Source organism: Mycobacterium sp. SMC-19, assembly GCF_045310815.1.
Lineage (GTDB): Bacteria > Actinomycetota > Actinomycetes > Mycobacteriales > Mycobacteriaceae > Mycobacterium.
In genome coordinates this window covers 444,943-463,736 of record NZ_JBJIAM010000004.1, presented here as the reverse complement: position 1 = coordinate 463,736, position 18,794 = coordinate 444,943, and the positions used below count along the sequence as shown (strand labels likewise).

At 67.6% G+C, this 18,794-nt stretch carries 15 protein-coding genes and 1 tRNA gene; 11 read left to right on the top strand and 5 right to left on the bottom strand.

The window, feature by feature from the left end:
* The first annotated feature begins 224 nt into the window (after window positions 1-224).
* From pdhA to ACJH5R_RS12170, 3 genes are read left to right on the top strand one after another with little or no spacing between them, the layout of a single operon-like run.
* Window positions 225-1,319 (top strand): pyruvate dehydrogenase (acetyl-transferring) E1 component subunit alpha, encoded by a 1,095-nt coding sequence (gene pdhA / locus ACJH5R_RS12180; RefSeq protein WP_406782018.1) that lies wholly within the window; start codon window positions 225-227, stop codon window positions 1,317-1,319.
* Entirely contained in the window at window positions 1,319-2,368 is a 1,050-nt protein-coding gene (locus tag ACJH5R_RS12175) for an alpha-ketoacid dehydrogenase subunit beta (protein ID WP_406782017.1), read from the top strand. The genes pdhA and ACJH5R_RS12175 overlap by 1 nt, the downstream gene beginning before the upstream one ends.
* Window positions 2,365-3,552 (top strand): dihydrolipoamide acetyltransferase family protein, encoded by a 1,188-nt coding sequence (locus tag ACJH5R_RS12170; protein WP_406782016.1) that lies wholly within the window; start codon window positions 2,365-2,367, stop codon window positions 3,550-3,552. The genes ACJH5R_RS12175 and ACJH5R_RS12170 overlap by 4 nt, the downstream gene beginning before the upstream one ends.
* 10 nt (window positions 3,553-3,562) lie before the next feature.
* Here the strand turns inward: ACJH5R_RS12170 and ACJH5R_RS12165 are convergent, their stop codons facing one another.
* From ACJH5R_RS12165 to ACJH5R_RS12155, 3 genes are all read right to left on the bottom strand, one after another.
* The gene (locus tag ACJH5R_RS12165; RefSeq protein ID WP_406782015.1) at window positions 3,563-4,321 is read right to left on the bottom strand and encodes an enoyl-CoA hydratase; all 759 of its coding nucleotides are present in this window, start codon (window positions 4,319-4,321) and stop codon (window positions 3,563-3,565) included.
* Between the two features lie 317 nt (window positions 4,322-4,638).
* Window positions 4,639-5,013 carry an HNH endonuclease gene (locus ACJH5R_RS12160; RefSeq protein ID WP_406758470.1) on the bottom strand — a complete coding sequence of 125 codons (375 nt, stop codon included), beginning with the start codon at window positions 5,011-5,013 and terminating at the stop codon, window positions 4,639-4,641.
* A 58-nt stretch (window positions 5,014-5,071) separates the two neighbouring features.
* A tRNA-Arg gene (locus ACJH5R_RS12155) sits at window positions 5,072-5,145 on the bottom strand.
* A 320-nt stretch (window positions 5,146-5,465) separates the two neighbouring features.
* On the opposite strand from ACJH5R_RS12155, the gene ACJH5R_RS12150 reads away from it, so the two are divergent.
* From ACJH5R_RS12150 to ACJH5R_RS12130, 5 genes are all read left to right on the top strand, one after another.
* On the top strand, window positions 5,466-6,914 hold the full coding sequence (locus ACJH5R_RS12150) for a wax ester/triacylglycerol synthase family O-acyltransferase (RefSeq protein WP_406758471.1): 1,449 nt from the start codon (window positions 5,466-5,468) through the stop codon (window positions 6,912-6,914).
* Window positions 6,911-8,581 (top strand): HAD-IB family hydrolase, encoded by a 1,671-nt coding sequence (locus tag ACJH5R_RS12145; RefSeq protein ID WP_406782014.1) that lies wholly within the window; start codon window positions 6,911-6,913, stop codon window positions 8,579-8,581. The genes ACJH5R_RS12150 and ACJH5R_RS12145 overlap by 4 nt, the downstream gene beginning before the upstream one ends.
* Window positions 8,578-10,932 (top strand): glycerol-3-phosphate 1-O-acyltransferase, encoded by a 2,355-nt coding sequence (locus tag ACJH5R_RS12140; protein WP_406782013.1) that lies wholly within the window; start codon window positions 8,578-8,580, stop codon window positions 10,930-10,932. The genes ACJH5R_RS12145 and ACJH5R_RS12140 overlap by 4 nt, the downstream gene beginning before the upstream one ends.
* A 67-nt stretch (window positions 10,933-10,999) precedes the next feature.
* The gene (locus ACJH5R_RS12135) at window positions 11,000-13,012 is read left to right on the top strand and encodes a cytochrome c oxidase assembly protein (RefSeq protein WP_406782012.1); all 2,013 of its coding nucleotides are present in this window, start codon (window positions 11,000-11,002) and stop codon (window positions 13,010-13,012) included.
* 105 nt (window positions 13,013-13,117) lie between these two features.
* Window positions 13,118-13,948, top strand: a complete 831-nt coding sequence (locus ACJH5R_RS12130; protein WP_406758475.1) for an SDR family NAD(P)-dependent oxidoreductase — start codon at window positions 13,118-13,120, stop codon at window positions 13,946-13,948.
* Window positions 13,949-14,027: 79 nt separating this feature from the next.
* Here ACJH5R_RS12130 and ACJH5R_RS12125 read toward each other — a convergent pair whose 3' ends face one another.
* A complete protein-coding gene (locus ACJH5R_RS12125; RefSeq protein ID WP_406758476.1) occupies window positions 14,028-15,374 on the bottom strand; it encodes an MFS transporter in 1,347 nt (448 codons plus the stop codon).
* A 117-nt stretch (window positions 15,375-15,491) separates the two neighbouring features.
* Entirely contained in the window at window positions 15,492-15,887 is a 396-nt protein-coding gene (locus ACJH5R_RS12120) for a hypothetical protein (RefSeq protein ID WP_406758644.1), read from the bottom strand.
* Here ACJH5R_RS12120 and ACJH5R_RS12115 point away from each other — a divergent pair.
* The 3 genes from ACJH5R_RS12115 (at window position 15,838) to ettA (ending at window position 18,770) form a co-directional block, all read left to right on the top strand.
* Window positions 15,838-16,389 carry an LppX_LprAFG lipoprotein gene (locus ACJH5R_RS12115; RefSeq protein WP_406758629.1) on the top strand — a complete coding sequence of 184 codons (552 nt, stop codon included), beginning with the start codon at window positions 15,838-15,840 and terminating at the stop codon, window positions 16,387-16,389. The genes ACJH5R_RS12120 and ACJH5R_RS12115 overlap by 50 nt on opposite strands.
* A 153-nt stretch (window positions 16,390-16,542) precedes the next feature.
* A complete protein-coding gene (locus tag ACJH5R_RS12110; protein WP_406758477.1) occupies window positions 16,543-17,016 on the top strand; it encodes a single-stranded DNA-binding protein in 474 nt (157 codons plus the stop codon).
* Window positions 17,017-17,096: 80 nt separating this feature from the next.
* Window positions 17,097-18,770: an energy-dependent translational throttle protein EttA gene (gene ettA / locus ACJH5R_RS12105; RefSeq protein ID WP_406758478.1), complete on the top strand. Its 1,674-nt coding sequence runs from the start codon at window positions 17,097-17,099 to the stop codon at window positions 18,768-18,770.
* The last annotated feature ends 24 nt before the right edge of the window (window positions 18,771-18,794 follow it).

Sequence of the window (18,794 nt, the reverse complement as noted above, 5' to 3'; positions counted from 1 at the left end):
GATACCCCGGCCCAACGCCTAGCCGCCCTCCTCGATCAAGCCGCCTAGCGGCGTTGCACTAGCCACTTGACTTTGAGAGCCCGAACGTGCAACTACCTTCACGCTCGACGGAGCTGCGACGTCGACGCGTTCACCGCCAGCTGAGGTGGTGCAGCCGAGCGCGGCGATCCCGGTGTGTGGTGCATTCGCTGGCATAATGAGATCAGCGTCACAAGGAGGCTCACATGGGCCAGCTGCCAGGTATTACCGGTCCGCAGGTCGCCCTGGAGCCTGTGCAGTTGATCGGGCCGGACGGGGCGCCGACCGCCGAGAATCGCTATAGCCGGGACCTGCCCGAAGAAACCCTCTGCTGGCTCTACGAGCTGATGGTGCTCACCCGAGAAGTCGACACCGAACTGGTCAACCTGCAACGCCAGGGCGAGTTGGGGCTCTACGCGTCGTGTCGCGGACAGGAGGCCGCCCAGGTCGGCGCCGCCGCGTGCCTACGCAAGACCGACTGGCTGTTCCCGCAGTACCGCGAGCTGGGCGTCTTCGTCACCCGGGGAATCCCGCCGTGGCACGTCGCGGCCGCCTGGCGCGGAACCTGGAACGGCGGGCTGGAGTTCACCGAGAAGAACTGCGCACCGATCTCGGTTCCGATCGGTACCCAGGCACTGCACGGGGTGGGCGCGGCGATGGCCGCCCAACGCCTGGCCGAGGATTCCGTCACCGTCGCCTTTGTCGGCGACGGCGCCACCAGCGAGGGCGACGTACACGAGGCACTCAATTTCGCCGCGGTGTTCAGTGCCCCGTGCGTGTTCTACGTGCAGAACAACCAATGGGCCATCTCCGTGCCGCTGAGCAAGCAGACCGCCGCTGTCTCGCTGGCGCACAAGGCGATCGGCTACGGCATGCCGGGTATCCGGGTGGACGGCAACGACCCGCTGGCCTGCTACGCGGTGATGGCCGAAGCCGCCGAGCGGGCGCGACACGGTGGTGGACCGAGTTTGATCGAGGCCGTCACCTACCGGCTCGGACCGCACACCACCTCCGATGATCCGACCCGCTACCGCAGCGACGCCGAAGTCGAGCAGTGGACGGCGCTCGACCCGATCCCGCGTTTCCGCACCCACCTACGCAATATCGGCGTGTGGTCGCAGCGGTTAGAGGACCGGGTCGAGGCTCGGGCCAAGCGCGTACGCAACGAGCTGCGAGACGCCACCGTCGGGGCTGCCGACGCCGACATCGACGAGGTGTTCACCGCCGTCTTCACCGACATCACCCCGGAGCTGCAGCAGCAGCGCGCCGCGCTGCGCGCCGAATTGAGCAGGGGGCGCTGATGACCCAGATCCTCGAACCGCCGACCCGCTCGGCGACCCCGACTCCGGCGGCCGGATCCAGCACCCGCACCGAAGAGCTGACCATGGTGGCGGCGCTCAACCGGGCACTGCGCGATGCGATGGACGCCGAGCCCAAGGTTCTGGTGTTCGGCACCGACGTCGGCGTGCAGGGCGGGGTTTTCCGGGTGACCGAGGGCCTGGCCGAAACCTTCGGTGAGCAACGCTGTTTCGACACTCCGCTGGCGGAATCGGGGGTGATCGGCATCGCCATCGGGTTGGCCATTCGGGGCTTCGTGCCGGTTCCGGAGATCCAGTTCGACGGATTCAGCTACCCGGCCTTGGACCAGGTGGTCAGCCACCTGGCCAAGTACCGGACCCGGACTCGCGGCGCGGTGTCGATGCCGGTCACCGTGCGCATCCCGTCGTTCGGTGGAATCGGTGCGGCCGAGCATCATTCGGAATCCACCGAAACCTATTGGGCGCATACCGCCGGACTGAAAGTGGTGGTGCCCGCCGACCCGTCGGACGCCTACTGGCTGCTGCGCCACGCGATCGCCGACCCCGACCCGGTCATGTTCCTCGAGCCCAAGCGGCGGTACTGGGCCCGCGGACCCGTCGACACCGAACACCCGGCGCCGGGTATCGGGTGCGCTGCCGTGCGCCGGTCCGGCACCGACGTCACGGTGCTCACCTACGGCGGTGGCGTGGCCACCGCGCTGTCCGCCGCCGATATCGGTGCGCAGCACCATGGTTGGAGCCTAGAAGTGGTCGACCTGCGCTCGCTGGTCCCGCTCGACTTCGACACCGTCGCGGCGTCGGTGCGGCGCACCGGGCGATGCGTGGTTCTGCACGAGGGTCCCCGCAATCTTGGTTATGGCGCCGAATTGGCCGCCCGCATCCAAGAGGATCTGTTCTACGAGCTGGAGGCACCGGTGTTGCGGGCCAGCGGATTCGACACCCCGTATCCACCGGCCCGGCTGGAGCGCCTGTGGCTGCCCGGCCCCGATCGGCTGCTGGACTGCGTTCAGCGTGCGTTGGAGGCGCCGTGAGTACCGAGACGGTCCAGACCTTCAGCGTTCCCGATCTCGGGGAGGGCCTCGAGGAGGTCACGGTGACCAGTTGGAACGTCGCGGTCGGCGATCAGATCGAACTCAACCAGGCGCTGTGCTCGGTGGAGACGGCCAAAGCCGAAGTGGAGATCCCCAGCCCATATGCCGGGCGGGTGGTCGAGCTGGGCGGCGCGGTGGGAGACGTGCTCGCGGTCGGGGCACCGCTGGTGCGCATCGACACCGGTACATCGGCCGAGCGTCCGGCCGCGCCCGGCGGACGCGCACCGGTGCTGGTCGGCTACGGCGCCGACGACAGTTTCGACACCAGCCGCCGCACCTGCACGTCCACGACTGGGCGGCCCAAAGCCAAGCCGGGGGCGCGCAAACTCGCCGCTGAGTTGGGTGTCGATTTGAGTGCAGTGCCGCCCGGCCCGAGCGGTGTGATCACTCCCGATGGTGTGCGAGCGGCCGCCGGCGAATCGGCTCCCGACGACGAACTTCGTCCACCCAGCCCGGTGCAGGCGGCCATGGCCGAGCGGATGACACTGTCCCGCAGCAGGATCCCCGACGCGCACGGCCGCGTGCAGGTCGACGGCACCAACCTGCTGCAGCTGCGGGATCGGCTGGTCGAGACGGGCGGTGCGACGATCACTCCGTTCGTGCTGATGCTGCGCCTGCTGGTCATCGCCCTGACCCGCCACCCGGTGCTCAACGCGACATGGGTCGAAGCACCGGAGGGTCCGATGATCCGCACCCATCGCGGCGTACACTTGGGCTTCGGGGTGGCCGCGCCCCGCGGCCTGCTGGTGCCGGTGGTGTTCGACGCGCACCGCAAGACCACCCGCGAACTTGCCGACACCGTTGCGCGGCTGATCGCCGAGGCAAGGGCCGGCACACTCAAACCTGCCGAGATGCAGGGTTCGACCTTCACGGTCTCCAACTTCGGGGCGCTCGGCCTCGACGACGGGGTGCCGGTGATCAATTACCCGGAGGCGGCCATCCTGGGGATCGGTTCGCTCAAACCACGGCCGGTGGCGGTGGGCGATGCCGTCGTCGTACGTCCGCAGCTGACCTTGACGTGCGCGTTCGACCATCGCGTCGCCGACGGTGCGCAGACCGCCGAATTCCTGTGCGCGCTTCGCGATCTGATCGAACAACCGGAGATCGCGCTGCTGGATCTGTAGCCGGGTGCCGCTACTTGCGCTGCGCTGCGGCCAGCCGTGCGGCGAAGTCCGGCGACTCGACGGAGGCTGCCTGCGGGCCCAGCTCGGTCCGCTTGGCGAACTCGTGTTGGTCGCCCTCGATCGCCCCGGGGCTGGCGGTGGCGCGCAATGTTTCCTTGGTCGCCAAGACCACCTGCCGAGGCGCCGACGCCGGTCCGGCGGCCAGCTTCATCGCCGCGACGACCGGGTCGTCGTCGATCTGCAGCGCCAAGCCGTGCCGCACCGCGGCCTCGGCGTCGAAACGCATGCCGAACAACAGGGCGGCCCGCGCCACCTGAGGCCCCACCGCCCGGTGCAACATCCAGGTGGCGCCGCCGCCGGGATGCAGACCCAGCTGCTGGAACCGGGCATCGAACAGCGCCGCCGGACCGGCGATACGCACGTCGGCGGCCAGCGCCAGGTTCAAGCCCGCACCCACCGCGGCGCCGTTGACGGCGGCGATCGTGGGCAACGTGCACTGCGCGACCGCCATGAAACCGTCGTACAGCGCCAACAGTCCGTCCTCGGTCGCCACACCGAGGGCCGACAGGTCGGCTCCGGCGCAGAACGCCCGGCCCGCGCCGGTCACCACCACCGCGTGCACATCGGGGTCGGCTTCGGCCCGCTCCACAGCGGCCCGCAGCTGCACCGACATCGTGCCGGTGACGGCATTACGCCGGTCCGGATCGTTGACGGTGATCAGCGCCACGCGGTCGGTGACGCTGTATAAGACGAGGTCGGGAGGTGTCATAGGGCGATGACGCTACCGCGGTGGGGAGCGTTCAGCCGATCCAGGTGACGACCCCTGCGGTCACCCCCACCATCGCGATCATGAACATGGTGAAGAAGATGAGCGCCCGTTCGTGGCTCATGGATCTGCCTTTCGCGATTTGCCCGGTCTCCTTGTCGTTCCGCGCGACGGGGTGTCATGCGAACCGGGCTTCTGGCGTTCCGCTGCGGCTGACGCGCCGCTGTTCGGCGGCGGTCGATGCGTTGACGGATCGTCCTTGATTGATCGTTGACGCTCCAGAGTAGTGGCTAGCCCGGCTGCTTGCCGAATCCCCGGTGTTAATCGCCGAGGCGCAGTGCCCGCAAGATGGTCGCGTGGCGTAGCAGGAACGTGCGTTCGTCAAGCTTCTTGCGACGAAGCCACTCGGTGACCTCGCCGTTGTGTTTGCTTGCGTTGCAGGAAGCGCAGGCAGGGACCACGTTTTCGAGGGTGTAGCGGCCGCCACGCGAGATCGGAACAACGCAGTCGCGCTGCAATGCCGGGCTCGTCATTTGGCAATATGCGCACCCGCCCCACGCGTCGAGGAGGGTGTCCCACTGGGCTGCGGTGAGGTCATTGTCGACGCGAGCGAGCCGCCGTCGTCGTCGAGTCGCGTAACGCGCGCGAGCCGCCCCTGAGGTTTTGGCAGACGGAAACCTGCGTCGAGGTGGCATTGGAGTAACGGTAGCCGGGCCGATCGCCTCTGCTCGAGCGCTTCGCCCCGGGTTGACGCGCCCCCGGCAGGACTCGAACCTGCGACCACAAGATTAGAAGTCATGTGCTCTATCCACCTGAGCTACGGAGGCAATGCGGGTCCAGTTTATCCGCTGGTAGGGGTGGATCCGCGCCGACCGAGAAAAGCCGCAAGCCGGACTCATGCGGCGCTTCCAGCTTCGCCTGCCCTTCGTCGATCCTCGCTAAACCGCCGGTTTCCAATTCAACCGGCCAACACAGTATTTCGATTTGTCGGCAGGGATCCTGATCTGCGCCAATCGACACCCGTCGCCCTGGGCAAACAACTAGCGTTGAATGATGGCCGTGACGTCTGTGAATCAGGAGTGGTGTGTGGTGACAGCCGTGGTGTGCCGATCAGGGCGGGGCCGCGCTGCGGCATGGGGAGTTCGGCGTGGGTGACCTCGTCGACGCCGACGGCCTGCCCACCGAACTCGGTGCTCTCGACTACCTGTTGCACCGCGGGGAGGCCAATCCGCGTACCCGCTCGGGGATCATGGGCCTAGAGCTGCTCGACACCACACCGGACTGGGACCGCTTCCGGAACCTGTTCGAGAACGTCTCGCGGAAAGTGCTGCGGTTGCGCCAGAAGGTGGTGGTGCCCACGCTGCCGACGGCGGCGCCGCGGTGGGTGGTGGACCCCGACTTCAACCTCGATTTTCATGTCCGGAGGGTCCGGGTGCCCGAACCCGGGGGCTTGCGCGAGGTGCTCGATCTGGCCGAGGTCGCCCTGCAATCACCGATGGACATTCAGCGCCCGCTGTGGTCGGCGACGCTGGTGGAGGGGCTGGCCGACGGGCGTGCCGCCACCTTGATGCATCTGAGTCACGCGGTCACCGACGGCGTCGGCGGTGCCGCGATGTTCGGCCGGATCTACGACCTAGAGCGCGATCCGCCGGCCCGGTCGATGCCCCCGCAACCGGTACCGCAGGACCTGTCGGCCAACGATCTGATGCGCGACGGCATCAACCACCTGCCGATCGCGATGCTCGGCAGCACCCGCGATGTGCTGTTGGGAGCGCTGTCGATGGCGACCCGCACCGTGCGTGACCCGCTGTCGGCGGTCACCGGCGCCATCACCTACGCGCGGTCGGGCGCGCGAGTGATGAGTCAGGCCGCCGAACCCTCGCCACTGCTGCGCCGGCGCAGCCTGGCCAGCCGGACCCAGGCGATCGACGTGCGACTGTCGGATCTGCATCGGGCCGCCAAGGCCGGCGGCGGATCCATCAACGACGCCTACCTGGCAGCCGTGTCCGGTGCACTGGGGCGCTACCACCGGGCGCTGGGGGTGCCGATCGCGACGCTGCCGATGGCGATCCCGGTGAACCTGCGCGCCGACGCCGATCCCGCCGGCGGCAATCGGTTCACCGGGGTGAACCTGGCCGCCCCGGTCGGAGTCGCCGACCCGGTGGAGCGGATCAAGCGGATTCGGTCTCAAATGACCCAGCGCCGTGACGAGCCGGCGATGGACGTGCTCGGCTCCATCGCGCCGCTGCTGAGCGTCTTTCCGTCGCCGGTTCTGGAGAAGATGACCGAGTCGGTGGTCAGCGCCGACGTGCAGGCCAGCAACGTGGCGTTCTATCCCGGCGAAACCTACATCGCGGGAGCGAAGGTGCTGCGGCACTACGGAATCGGCCCGTTGCCGGGCGTCGCGATGATGGTGGTGCTGATTTCCCGTGGTGGTGAGTGCACCATCACGGTCCGCTATGACCGCGCAGCCGTCCGCGACGAAAAGCTGTTCACCACGTGTCTGGTGGAGGGCTTCGACGAAGTGCTCGCGCTCGCCGGTGACCCGGCGCCGCGCTGCGTGCCGGCTTCCTTTGCCACCGGTGGTGAGTCATGACCGACGACGCGAATTCGCGGCCGCCGCGCGACATGCGGTTGCCCGGCTCGGTGGCCGAGATCGCCGCCAGCCCGCCCGGACCCAAGATCGGCGCGTTCTTTGACCTCGACGGCACCCTGGTGGCCGGCTTTACCGCCGTCATCCTCACCCGGGAGCGCTTCCGCAGCCGCGATATGGGGCTGGGGGAGTTGTTCGGCATGATCCAGGCCGGACTCAACCATCAACTGGGCCGCATCGAGTTCGAACAGCTCATCACCACGGCGTCCTCGGCGCTGCGCGGCCGCTCGATCACTGATCTCGACGAGATCGGTGAGCGGCTGTTCGTTCAGAAGATCGCCAAACGCATCTACCCGGAGATGCGCGAAGTGGTGCGGGCGCACCAGGCGCGCGGACACACGGTGGTACTGAGTTCGTCGGCGCTGACCATCCAGGTCGAACCGGTGGCCCGTTTCCTGGGCATCACCAACACACTCACCAACGCTTTCGTGACCGATGAGGACGGGGCGCTCACCGGCGAGGTGGTCGAACCGATCCTGTGGGGGCCGGGCAAGGCGGCCGCGGTGCAGAAGTTCGCCGCCGAACACGACATCGACCTGCAGGACAGTTACTTCTATGCCGACGGGGACGAAGACGTCGCGCTGATGCACCTGGTCGGCAATCCGCGACCGACGAACCCCGAGGGCAAGATGGCCTCGGTGGCCCGCAAGCGCGGCTGGCCGATCCTGCAGTTCAGCAGCCGCGGCAGTGGCGTGGTCGGCCAACTGCGGAACCTGGCCGGACTCAGCTCGATCGTCCCGGTGGGCGCCGGAGCGATTGGGCTGGGCCTGTTGAGTGGCAGCCGCCGTCGGGGCGTCAACTTCTTCACCGCGCTGTTCCCGCAGGTGCTGTTGGGCCTCAATGGTGTGCGGCTCAACGTGATCGGCAAAGAGAACCTCACCGCAACCCGGCCGGCGGTGTTCATCTTCAACCACCGCAACCAGGTCGATCCGGTGATCACTGCCTCACTGGTGCGTGACAACTGGATCAGCGTCGGCAAACGGGAGCTGGAGAGAGACCCGATCGCCGGTCCGCTGGGGAAACTGACGGAGATGGTGTTCATCGACCGCGACGACGCGGCGGCGGCCGTGGAGTCCCTGCAACAGGTCGAGGAACGCGCCAAGCGGGGCCTGTCGGTGGTGATCGCACCGGAAGGCACTCGGGTGGACACCACCGGGGTGGGCCCCTTCAAGAAGGGGCCGTTCCGGCTCGCGATGGCGGCCGGGATTCCGATCGTGCCGGTGATCATCCGTAACGCCGAGGTGGTCGCCGCCCGGGACTCGATCAGCGCTCACCCCGGCACCGTGGACGTCGCGGTGTTCCCGGCCATCTCGGTCGAGGACTGGACGGTGGACTCGCTGCCCGAGCGGATTGCGGAGGTCCGCCAGCTGTATCTGGACACACTGGCCGACTGGCCGGTCGACGAGTTGCCGGCCTGGTCGCCCAAGCCGTCCGCCCCGGCCAAGAAGGCAGCGGCCAAGAAAGCCCCGGCCAAGAAAGCCCCGGCCAAGAAGGCACCGGCGAAGAAGGCTCCGGCGAAAAAGGTTCCGGCCAAGAAGGCGGCCGCCAAGAAAGCCCCGGCCAAGAAGGCACCGGCCAAGAAGCCGCCGGCCTCAAAGGAGGAGCAGTGACGACATCACCGGCCACTGGCGCCTCGGGGGCCACCACAACCACTGACACGCTGGTCTTGGCCTATGTGTCGTCGCCGGTGGAGGCCGACCTCGTTCACGAGTGGCTGGAACGGTACCGGGACGGCCGGCCCGGCGACCGTATCGAACTGCTGGAGCTCGACCCGTCGCAGCGCTCACCCGGGGCGATGGCTCGGCTGGTGGGGCATCTCGAACGCGACGAGCGGCGGTCGATCCTGCCGGTGCGGGTCTTCTGGATGCCCCGTGCCGAAGCCTCCGCCCTGAAGCGGGTGGCCGCCTTGCTGCCCGGCCGCAATCCCTATCGGCCCAGCGAACGCCAACAGCGCCAGATCCTGCGTACCGAGTCGTCGCTGGCCCGCGTGGTGGTCGGCGAGCCCGCCAGCGTCGCCGACCTGCGCAGTCAGTGGAGTGAGAACACCGTCGGTGAGAATCCCCGGGACTTCGCGCATTTCGTCACGCGCCGGGCGGTGCTGGCGCTGGAGCGCGCCGAGAACCGGATCCTGGGCCCGCAGTACAAGTCGCCACGGCTGGTGAAACCGGAGATCTTGGCGTCCACCCGGTTTCGCGAGGGACTGGAAGCCATCCCGGGCGCCACCGTCGACGAGGCCGGCAAGATGCTCGATGAGCTGTCCACCGGCTGGAGCCGGGTGTCGGTAGACATGGTCGCCGTCTTGACCAGGATGCTCAGCCGCGGTTTCGACCCCGAGATCGACTACGACGAGTACCAGGTCGCTGCGCTGCGCACCGCGCTGGAAAACCATCCCGCGGTGCTGCTGTTTTCGCACCGGTCCTACATCGACGGCGCCGTCATGCCGGTGGCGATGCAGGAGAACCGGCTGCCGCCGGTCCACGTCTTCGCCGGCATCAACTTGTCGTTCGGATTGATGGGGCCGTTGCTGCGCCGCTCGGGGGTCATCTTCATCCGCCGCAGCATCGGCAACAACCCGCTCTACAAATACGTGCTCAAGGAGTACGTCGGCTATGTGATGGAGAAGCGATTCAATCTGAGCTGGTCCATTGAGGGCACCCGGTCACGCACCGGCAAGATGCTGCCGCCCAAGCTCGGTCTGATGACCTACGTCGCCGACGCCTACCTGGACGACCGCACTGAAGATGTTCTCCTGCAGGGCGTTTCGATCAGCTTCGATCAGTTGCACGAGACCGACGAGTACGCCGCCTATGCCCGGGGCGGAGAGAAGACCCCGGAGGGCATCCGCTGGCTCTACCACTTCATCAAGGCGCAGGGCGAACGCAACTACGGCAAGATCTACGTTCGTTTTCCCGAGGCCGTGTCGATGCGCCAGTACCTTGGTGCCCCTGACAGTCAGACCGCGACCGATCCGGACGCCAAGCGGCTGGCCATGCAGAAGATGGCCATCGAGGTGGCCTGGCGGATCCAGCGCGTCACTCCGATCAGCGCGACCGGTCTGGTGTCGGCGTTGCTGTTGACCACGCACGGGCTGGCATTGACGCTGGACCAGATCCACCATTCGCTGCAGGCCGGCCTGGATTACCTGGAACGCAAGCAGACTCCGATCTCCACCAGCGCGTTGCGGCTGCGCAGCCGTGACGGGGTACGCGCGGCGGTGGATGCGCTGTCCAACGGGCATCCGGTCACCCGCGTCGACGGCGGGCGGGAGTCGGTGTGGCGAATCGCCCCCGAAGACGAGCACGCCGCGTCGTTCTACCGCAATTCGGTGATCCACGCCTTCCTGGAGACCTCGATCGTCGAACTGGCCCTGGCGCACGCCGGCCGCGGCGAAGGCGACCGGCTGGACGCGTTCTGGACGCAGGCGATGCGGCTACGGGACCTGCTGAAGTTCGACTTCTACTTCGCCGACTCCGCGTCGTTCCGCGACAACATCGCCGAAGAGATGTCCTGGTTCGGTGACTGGCAGACGCGGGTAGGCGCGGGTGGCGCCGAGATCGACGGGATCTTGTCCGAGAAGACTCCGGTGACCTCCGACGTCATGCTGCGGGTGTTCTTCGAGTCCTACGCGATCGTCGCCGACGTGCTCTGCGACGCGCCGGACGACATCGGTGAGAACGAACTGACGCAGTTGGCCCTGGGGGTCGGCCGCCAGTACGTGGCGCAGGGCCGCGTCCGCAGCAGCGAATCGGTGTCCACCCTGCTGTTCGCGACCGCATGTCAGGTGGTCGCCGACCAGGGTCTGCTGGAACCCGCGCCGGATCTGGCGGGACGCCGCAAGGCGTTCCGGGCTGAACTGCGAGCGATCCTGCAAGACTCCGACCACATCGCCCGCATCGCCCGGGAGGCGTTTGCCGCCCGGGACGTGGAGGTGCGGCGGCATTGGCGGGGATTGAACAGGTAGCGGGGCGGGCCGCGGCGTCGCCCGCCTGGTATGCGGCGCGGCGGGCACGCACCATACGCTGGAAGCCATGACGGCTCTTTCGGCGAACCGCGGCCGCGCGGCGATCTTGGTGCCGATGTTGGCCGGGTTGGCAATCCTGGCCGGGTGTATCGCCGCCGGGATCGGGGCGCTGTCGTTGGCCGACGCCCTGACCGCGACCGGTCTGCCTGACCCGGGACCAGTGACCACGCTGGGGCTGCCGTTCGTGCGGGCGGCCGGCGAGATGGCCGCGGTGCTGGCGGTGGGATCGTTTCTGCTCGCGGCGTTCCTGGTGCCGCCGCAGCAAAGCGGGGTACTCGACGCCGCCGGCTACCGCGCGCTGCGGTTGGGTACCGCGGCGTCGGGAGCCTGGGCGGTGTGCGCCGCGCTGCTGGTTCCGCTGACCATCTCCGACGTCTCCGGACACCCGTTGACCGAGTTCCTCGACCCGGCAACGGCCTGGTCGTTCGCCGGACTGGTCGACACCGCGTCGGCCTGGCGGTGGACCGCGCTGCTGGCCGCGGTGGTGACGCTGGTGAGCCTGCCCGTGCTGCGCTGGTCCTGGACACCGGTGCTGCTGGCGGGTTCGCTGCTGACCCTGATCCCGTTGGGGTTGACCGGGCATTCGGCCGCCGGCGGATCCCACGACCTGGCCACCAACAGCCTGCTCATCCACCTGATCGCCGCGGGCCTGTGGGCCGGTGGCCTGCTGGCGCTGCTGGTGCACGCGATTCGCGGCGGAGAACACGCTGACCTGGCAGCACGGCGATTCTCCACCGTGGCGCTGTGGTGCTTCGTGGCGATGGGCCTGTCGGGAGTGCTCAACGCGCTGGTTCGGCTGGCCCCCGCCGACCTGCTGACCACCCCCTACGGCCAACTGGTGGTGGCCAAGTTCGTCGCCCTGTGTGCGCTTGGCGCGCTCGGTGCCTGGCAGCGGCGCCGCGGGGTGGCCGCGCTGCAGGAAGACCCGAACAAGCGCGCCCCACTCATCCGGCTGGCGCTGACCGAGGCCGTCATCTTCGCGGCCACCTTCGGCGTCGCGGTCGGGCTGGGCCGCACCCCTCCACCGCCGCCGACGGTGCTCAACCCGTCGGTCCCCATGGTCAAGATCGGCTACGACTTCGCCGGCCCGCCGACGGTGGCGCGGATCCTGTTCGACTGGCGATTCGACGTCGTCTTCGGTACCGCCGCGATAGTCCTGGCCGGGGTGTACCTGGCCGGTGTGTTGCGGCTGCGGCGCCGCGGCGACGTCTGGCCGGCGGGCCGCACGACCGCCTGGATGCTGGGCTGTCTGACCTTGTTGTTCGCCACCTCGTCGGGAACCGGTCGCTACATGCCGGCGATGTTCAGCATGCACATGGCCGTGCACATGCTGCTGTCGATGCTGGTGCCGATCCTGCTGGTGCTCGGCGGGCCGACCACGCTGGCGCTACGCGCGCTGCCGGTCGCCGGTCGCGGCGAGCCTCCGGGCATGCGGGAATGGCTGCTCGCCGCGCTGCACAGCCGGGTCTCGCGGGTCCTCACCAACCCGATCATCGCGGCGGTGATCTTCGTCGTCGGCTTCTACGGGCTCTACTTCAGCAGCCTGTTCGACTCGATCGCCGGCAGCCACGCCGGACACCTCGCGATGAACATCCACTTCATCCTCAGCGGCTACCTCTTCTATTGGGTCGTGATCGGTGTGGATCCCACCCCCCGGCCCATCTCACCGCTGGCCAAACTGGCGGTGGTGTTCGCCTCGTTGCCGCTGCACGGCTTCTTCGGGGTCTTCCTGATGGGGATGCACAAGGTGCTCGGGGAGTGGTTCTACGGTGCGCTCGGTTTGCCCTGGCACACCGACTTAGCCGGCGACCAGCACCTGGGCGGCGGCATCACCTGGTCGGCAGGCGAATTGCCCCTGCTCATGGTGATGATCGCGCTGCTGGTGCAGTGGCATCGCAGTGACCGGCGCACCGCGAAGCGACTCGACCGCGCCGCCGACCGAGACGACGACGCCGACTTGGCCGCTTACAACGCGATGCTGGCCGAGATGGCCCGCCGCGACGGGACCGTGCAGCACTGAGCCCATCCCCGGCGGCCGGGCTAGGAGCTCTGACCGGCCGCGGCGCGTGAGTAAGCGCCGTTGACATCGGCGGCGTTATGGTGACGAATCGAAGGAGACCTTGCAGTGACCTCACCCCGAACGATCGTGATCACCGGCGCCAGTGACGGCATCGGCGCCGTCGCGGCGCGCGCCTTGGCTGGACCGGAGGTCAACCTCGTTGTCGTCGGCCGCTCGGCCCAGAAATTGGCGCCGGTCGCTGCCGATGCCGGTGCCACCGCACTGACCGCTGATTTCGCCGATCTGGACCAGCTTCGCGCGCTGGCGCAACAGATCCGCGAACAGGTCGGCGCCATCGACGTCCTGCTGAACAACGCAGGGGGCACGTTCGCGCCGGGTCTGCGTACTGCGCAGGGGCATGAACCCAACTTCGGGATCAACCACCTCGCGCCCTTCCTGCTTACCCACCTGCTGCGCGATCGGCTGGCCGCCGCTGGTGGCGCGTTGGTGCTGAACACCTCCAGCGTCGGCAACCGGTTCGGACACGTCGACCTCGATGACCTGGACTACCGGCGCCGGCGTGCCTTCGAGACGCGGGCCTATGGGACAAGCAAGCTGATGAACATCCTGTTCACCCGCGGCATCGCCCAGCGCTGGGCTGACGACGGGATCGTCTCGGCCGCAGTGCATCCCGGTCCGGTCGCGACCAGCTTCGGCCGGGACTCCTGGTTTGTCGGCCTGCTCTACCGCACGCCGCTGCGCCACCTCGCGACCATCACCCCGGCCCAGGGGGCCACGCCGTTGATCGAACTGGTCAACCGCGGCGCCGACCCCGAGATCAACGGCGTCTACTTCGACCGACACCGCGCCAACGGCCGCGAGAATCGGCAGGCCCACGACCCCAAGCTCATCGACGGGCTGTGGACCGCGTCCGTCGATCTCGTTGGCCTGGCCTGATCGCTGGGGCGGGCCGTATCGCAGGCGAGCCCACCCGATCGGGATGAGGCACACCGGCACCTGCTCGGGCGGCAGACGGCTATTCGGGTAGCCCCGCTTCGGCGATCGCCTCGGCCTCCTGCTCGGTGGCCACCGACGGCCCCGAACCGGGCAGGCGCTGGCCAGCGGTCTCCGGGGTGAACCACAGCGTGATCGCACCCACGATGCCCGCGCACATCAGGATGTAGGCCGGCAACATCACGTTGCCGGTGCCCGACACCAGGGTCTCGGCGACCAGGGGAGTGGTGCCTCCGAACACCGAGACCGAAATGTTGAATCCGATCGCCACCGCGAAAAAGCGAACTTTGGTGGGGAACAAGGCGGGCAGCGTCGAGGGTGTGGTGCTGTAGAAACACACCAGCATCACGCCGATCAGCAGCACGCCCAGGAGCCGTAGCGGATAGTTTCCGCCGTGCCGTATCAACAGGAACGCCGGCACGGAGCCGACAATCAGCAGGGCACTACCGGTCCACAGCAACGGTTTGCGGCCGATTCGATCGGACAGCTTGGCCAGTGGCATCACCGCGACCAGCATCACCACCAGTGCCACCACGATCATCGTCAGCCCGCGGCTGCCGCTGATGCCACCGACCTGCTTGAAGTAGGTGGGCAGATATCCGGTGAGCATGTAGTTGGTGACGTTCTCCGCCAAAACCAGGCCCATGCAGATCAACAGTCCTCGGCGCTGCCCCACCACGGTCTGCTGGAACTGCTGCCATCCGCTGCTGCGGGCCGTGTCCTCGCTCTCGTCGAGCTGTTCTAGCCCTTCAAAGGCCGGCGACTCATCGATGCGCAGCCGCAGGTACAGCGTGACGATCGCCAGCGGGACTCCCAGCAGGAAGGGTACGCGCCAGCCCCAGTCCAACATGTCCGAGACAGGCAGTTGGGACTTGAGCAGGGTCACCACACCGGCGCCGGTGATGTAGCCGCCTAGTGTGCCCAGCGGCAGGAATCCGGTCAGCGCGCCGCGGCTGCGGTCCGGGGCGTGTTCGCTGACGTAAGTCATGGCGCCGACGTATTCACCGCCGGTGGAGAAGCCCTGCATGATCTTGGTGACGATCAGCAGGACCGGAGCCCAGAATCCGATCTTCTCGTACGACGGCAGCAATCCAGTGATCGTGGTGCCTACCGCCATCAGCGTGACGGTCATGATCAAGACCCGCTTGCGACCGATCCGGTCACCGAGCGCGCCGAAAACGATGCCGCCCAACGGCCGCACAGCGAACGCGGCGGCCAGGGTGCCGAACGTCGCGATCAGGCCCACCGCGCTGGAGCTGTCACTGGGGTAGAACACCTGCGCGATGGTGGTGGCCAGGAAGCCGTAGATGCCGAAGTCGTACCACTCCATGAAGTTGCCGACAGCGGTGCCCGCGATCGACCGATGCATCGATTTGGGATCCGAGACCCGGATATCGTCACGTGCCCATGTTGTGCGGCTTGTGTGTTCACCGCTGCCGGGCCGGCCTTTGGTATCCACCGCAAGCAACGTATACCAATCGGCCGCCTACTTCTCGTTGTCGCAGCGGGACCTGCCCCGATTGATCGGGTGGCCCTCTACGATGGCGGGCATGCGCAGGCTCCCAGCCGTCCTGTCCGTTGTGAGCGCCGCCGCCCTGGTTGCCGGTTGCTCATCGGCCCCGTCTTCACCGGCCCCCTCGTCGACCACTGTTCCCTTGTCGAGCACCGCTCCGACGGTCTCCCCGTTACCCGCACCGGAGTCCCCGCCGCCGTCATCGACCGCATCCTCGTCGTCCACGGCGCCCACGTCGCCCAAGAAGTCCACCGAGCCCCTGCCGGACGCCGCGGCGATCTTGAAGGAGTCCAGCGCCACCACCGCCGAACTCGGCAGCGTGCACCTGTCGATGGCCGTGACCGGCAGCATGGAGAACATGCCGGTCACGGCGCTCGACGGGGACGTGACGGAGCAGCCTGGCCCCGCGGCGAAGGGCTACGCCAAGATCGCCTACCGGGGCGCTCCGGCTTATGTCGCGTTCATCGTGTTCGGCGGCGACTTCTACGTGTCGCAGGATCGCGGCCGTTGGGTCGACTATGGCCCCGCCTCGAAGTTCTATGACGCGGCGAGCATCCTGAGCCCCGACACCGGGCTGGCCGGCATCCTGACCGATTTCATCGATCCCGAGGTCGAGGGGCGCGAGACGATCGGCGAGGGTGACGACGCGGTGCACACCGTCCGGATCCGCGGCGAGGTGTCGGCCAACGAGGCAAAGAAGATCGTGCCGCAGCTGCAGGCCACCAAACGGACCGCGTGCACGGTCTGGATCGAGGAGACCGGCGATCACCATCTGGTCGCGCTCAAACTGGCCTCCGGCGACGACGACGCCGTGGACTTCACCTTCTCGAATTGGAATGCGCCGGTGACTGTCGGCAAGCCGCGGACCTAAGTAGCCGCCGGGGGTTATCCCCAATCCGCTGTTCTTCCCCAGTTGCCGTTGTGCGCGGCGGCCGGCTCGACGTCCGTGTCGGGCCCGCCGGGCCCAATGGGTGCAGCACCGGCGAGCCCGTCTGGCCCGCCGCAACCAGGAAGGAAACACCCCATGTTCGAGACAACGCTGACCGTGATCGGCAACATCGCCTCGGAACCGCTCCGCCGCCGGGTGGGCGACCACGAGCTGATCAAGTTCCGGGTCGCCAGCAATTCGCGCAAGCGCAATGCCGACGGCAGCTGGGAGAGCGGTAACTCCCTGTTCGTGACGGTCAACTGCTGGGACAGGTTGGTCACCGGAGTCGGGGCGTCACTGAGCAAGGGGCTGCCGGTGGTCGTGGTCGGGCACGTCTTCACCAGCGAGTATGAGGACAAGGACGGGGTCCGCCGGTCGTCGGTGGAGCTGCGCGCGACCGCGGTCGGACCCGATCTGGCGCGGTGCGCGGCCCGGGTGGAGAAGATCATCGCCGCCGGACCGGAAAATCCGCCGGTCGCCGCCGGTAGCGACGACGCCGATGGCCCGGACTGCGCGGACGGCGAATCCGACGCCAGCGACGATATGGCCGAGATGGCGTTGACGCCCTGACAGCAGCCGACAGCGCTGCCGGACGACCCCCTAGGATGGTTGGCGAGCAAATTCGCGAGACCAGGAGGCGACACCCCGGCATGGCTGAATTCATCTACACGATGAAGAAGGTGCGCAAAGCACACGGCGACAAAGTCATCCTCGACGACGTCACGCTGAACTTCCTGCCCGGCGCCAAGATCGGTGTCGTCGGCCCCAACGGTGCTGGTAAGTCCAGCGTCCTGCGGATCATGGCCGGGTTGGACAAGGCGAACAACGGCGACGCGTTCCTCGCGCCGGGCGCCTCGGTCGGCATCCTGCTGCAGGAGCCGCATCTGGACGAGACCAAGACCGTCCGGGAGAACGTCGAAGAGGGCGTGCCGATCAAGGCCAAGCTCAACCGGTACAACGAGGTCGCCGAGCTGATGGCCACCGACTACACCGACGAGCTGATGGAAGAGATGGGCAAGCTCCAGGAAGAGCTTGACTCCGCCGACGCCTGGGACATCGACTCGCAGCTCGAACAGGCGATGGACGCGCTGCGCTGCCCGCCGGCCGACGAGCCCGTCACCCACCTCTCCGGTGGCGAGCGCCGGCGGGTGGCGCTGTGCAAGCTGCTGCTGAGCAAGCCCGACCTGCTGCTCCTGGACGAGCCGACCAACCACCTGGACGCCGAGAGTGTGCTGTGGCTCGAGCAGCACCTGGCCTCCTACCCGGGCGCGATCCTGGCCGTCACCCACGACCGCTACTTCCTCGACAATGTGGCCGAGTGGATCCTCGAACTCGACCGGGGCCGCGCCTACCCCTACGAGGGCAACTACTCCACCTACCTGGAGAAGAAGGCCGACCGCCTCGAGGTGCAGGGCAAGAAGGACCAGAAGCTGCAGAAGCGGCTCAAGGACGAACTCGCCTGGGTGCGCTCGGGTGCCAAGGCCCGCCAAGCCAAGAACAAGGCCCGCCTGCAGCGCTACGAGGAAATGGTTGTCGAGGCGGAGAAGACCCGCAAACTCGACTTCGAGGAGATCCAGATCCCGGTCGGCCCACGCTTGGGCAACACCGTCGTCGAGGTGGAACACCTGGACAAGGGCTTCGACTCCCGCCAGCTGATCAAGGACCTGTCGTTCACGCTGCCGCGCAACGGCATCGTCGGCGTGATCGGCCCCAACGGCGTCGGCAAGACGACCCTGTTCAAGACGATCGTCGGTCTGGAGGAGCCGGACAGCGGCACGGTCAAGGTCGGCGAGACGGTCAAGTTGAGCTACGTCGACCAGAATCGCGCCGGCATCGACCCGAAGAAGACGGTTTGGGAAGTGGTCTCCGACGGCTTGGACTACATCGAGGTCGGACAGACCGAGATCCCGTCGCGGGCCTACGTCTCGGCGTTCGGGTTCAAAGGCCCCGATCAGCAGAAGCCCGCGGGGGTGCTCTCCGGTGGTGAGCGCAACCGGCTGAATCTGGCGTTGACTCTCAAGCAGGGCGGCAACCTGATCCTGCTGGACGAGCCGACCAACGACCTCGATGTCGAGACCCTCGGTTCGCTGGAGAACGCCCTCGAACAGTTCCCGGGCTGCGCCGTGGTCATCAGCCACGACCGCTGGTTCCTGGACCGCACCTGCACCCACATCCTGGCGTGGGAGGGCGACGACGACAACGAGGCCAAGTGGTTCTGGTTCGAGGGCAACTTCGGTGCCTACGAGGAGAACAAGGTGCAACGACTCGGTGCCGAAGCGGCGCGTCCGCATCGAGTGACCCACCGCAGGCTCACCCGCGACTAATGTTGGCCCGGTAGCGGCGCTGCC

Excerpts from the sequence above, each read along its gene's own strand:
- ACJH5R_RS12160 (WP_406758470.1), bottom strand. The coding sequence starts at position 5,013 with ATGCCACCTCGACGCAGGTTTCCGTCTGCCAAAACCTCAGGGGCGGCT.
- ACJH5R_RS12175 (WP_406782017.1), top strand. The coding sequence starts at position 1,319 with ATGACCCAGATCCTCGAACCGCCGACCCGCTCGGCGACCCCGACTCCG.
- ACJH5R_RS12135 (WP_406782012.1), top strand. The coding sequence starts at position 11,000 with ATGACGGCTCTTTCGGCGAACCGCGGCCGCGCGGCGATCTTGGTGCCG.
- ACJH5R_RS12165 (WP_406782015.1), bottom strand. The coding sequence starts at position 4,321 with ATGACACCTCCCGACCTCGTCTTATACAGCGTCACCGACCGCGTGGCG.
- pdhA (WP_406782018.1), top strand. The coding sequence starts at position 225 with ATGGGCCAGCTGCCAGGTATTACCGGTCCGCAGGTCGCCCTGGAGCCT.
- ettA (WP_406758478.1), top strand. The coding sequence starts at position 17,097 with ATGGCTGAATTCATCTACACGATGAAGAAGGTGCGCAAAGCACACGGC.
- ACJH5R_RS12110 (WP_406758477.1), top strand. The coding sequence starts at position 16,543 with ATGTTCGAGACAACGCTGACCGTGATCGGCAACATCGCCTCGGAACCG.
- ACJH5R_RS12145 (WP_406782014.1), top strand. The coding sequence starts at position 6,911 with ATGACCGACGACGCGAATTCGCGGCCGCCGCGCGACATGCGGTTGCCC.
- ACJH5R_RS12125 (WP_406758476.1), bottom strand. The coding sequence starts at position 15,374 with ATGCATCGGTCGATCGCGGGCACCGCTGTCGGCAACTTCATGGAGTGG.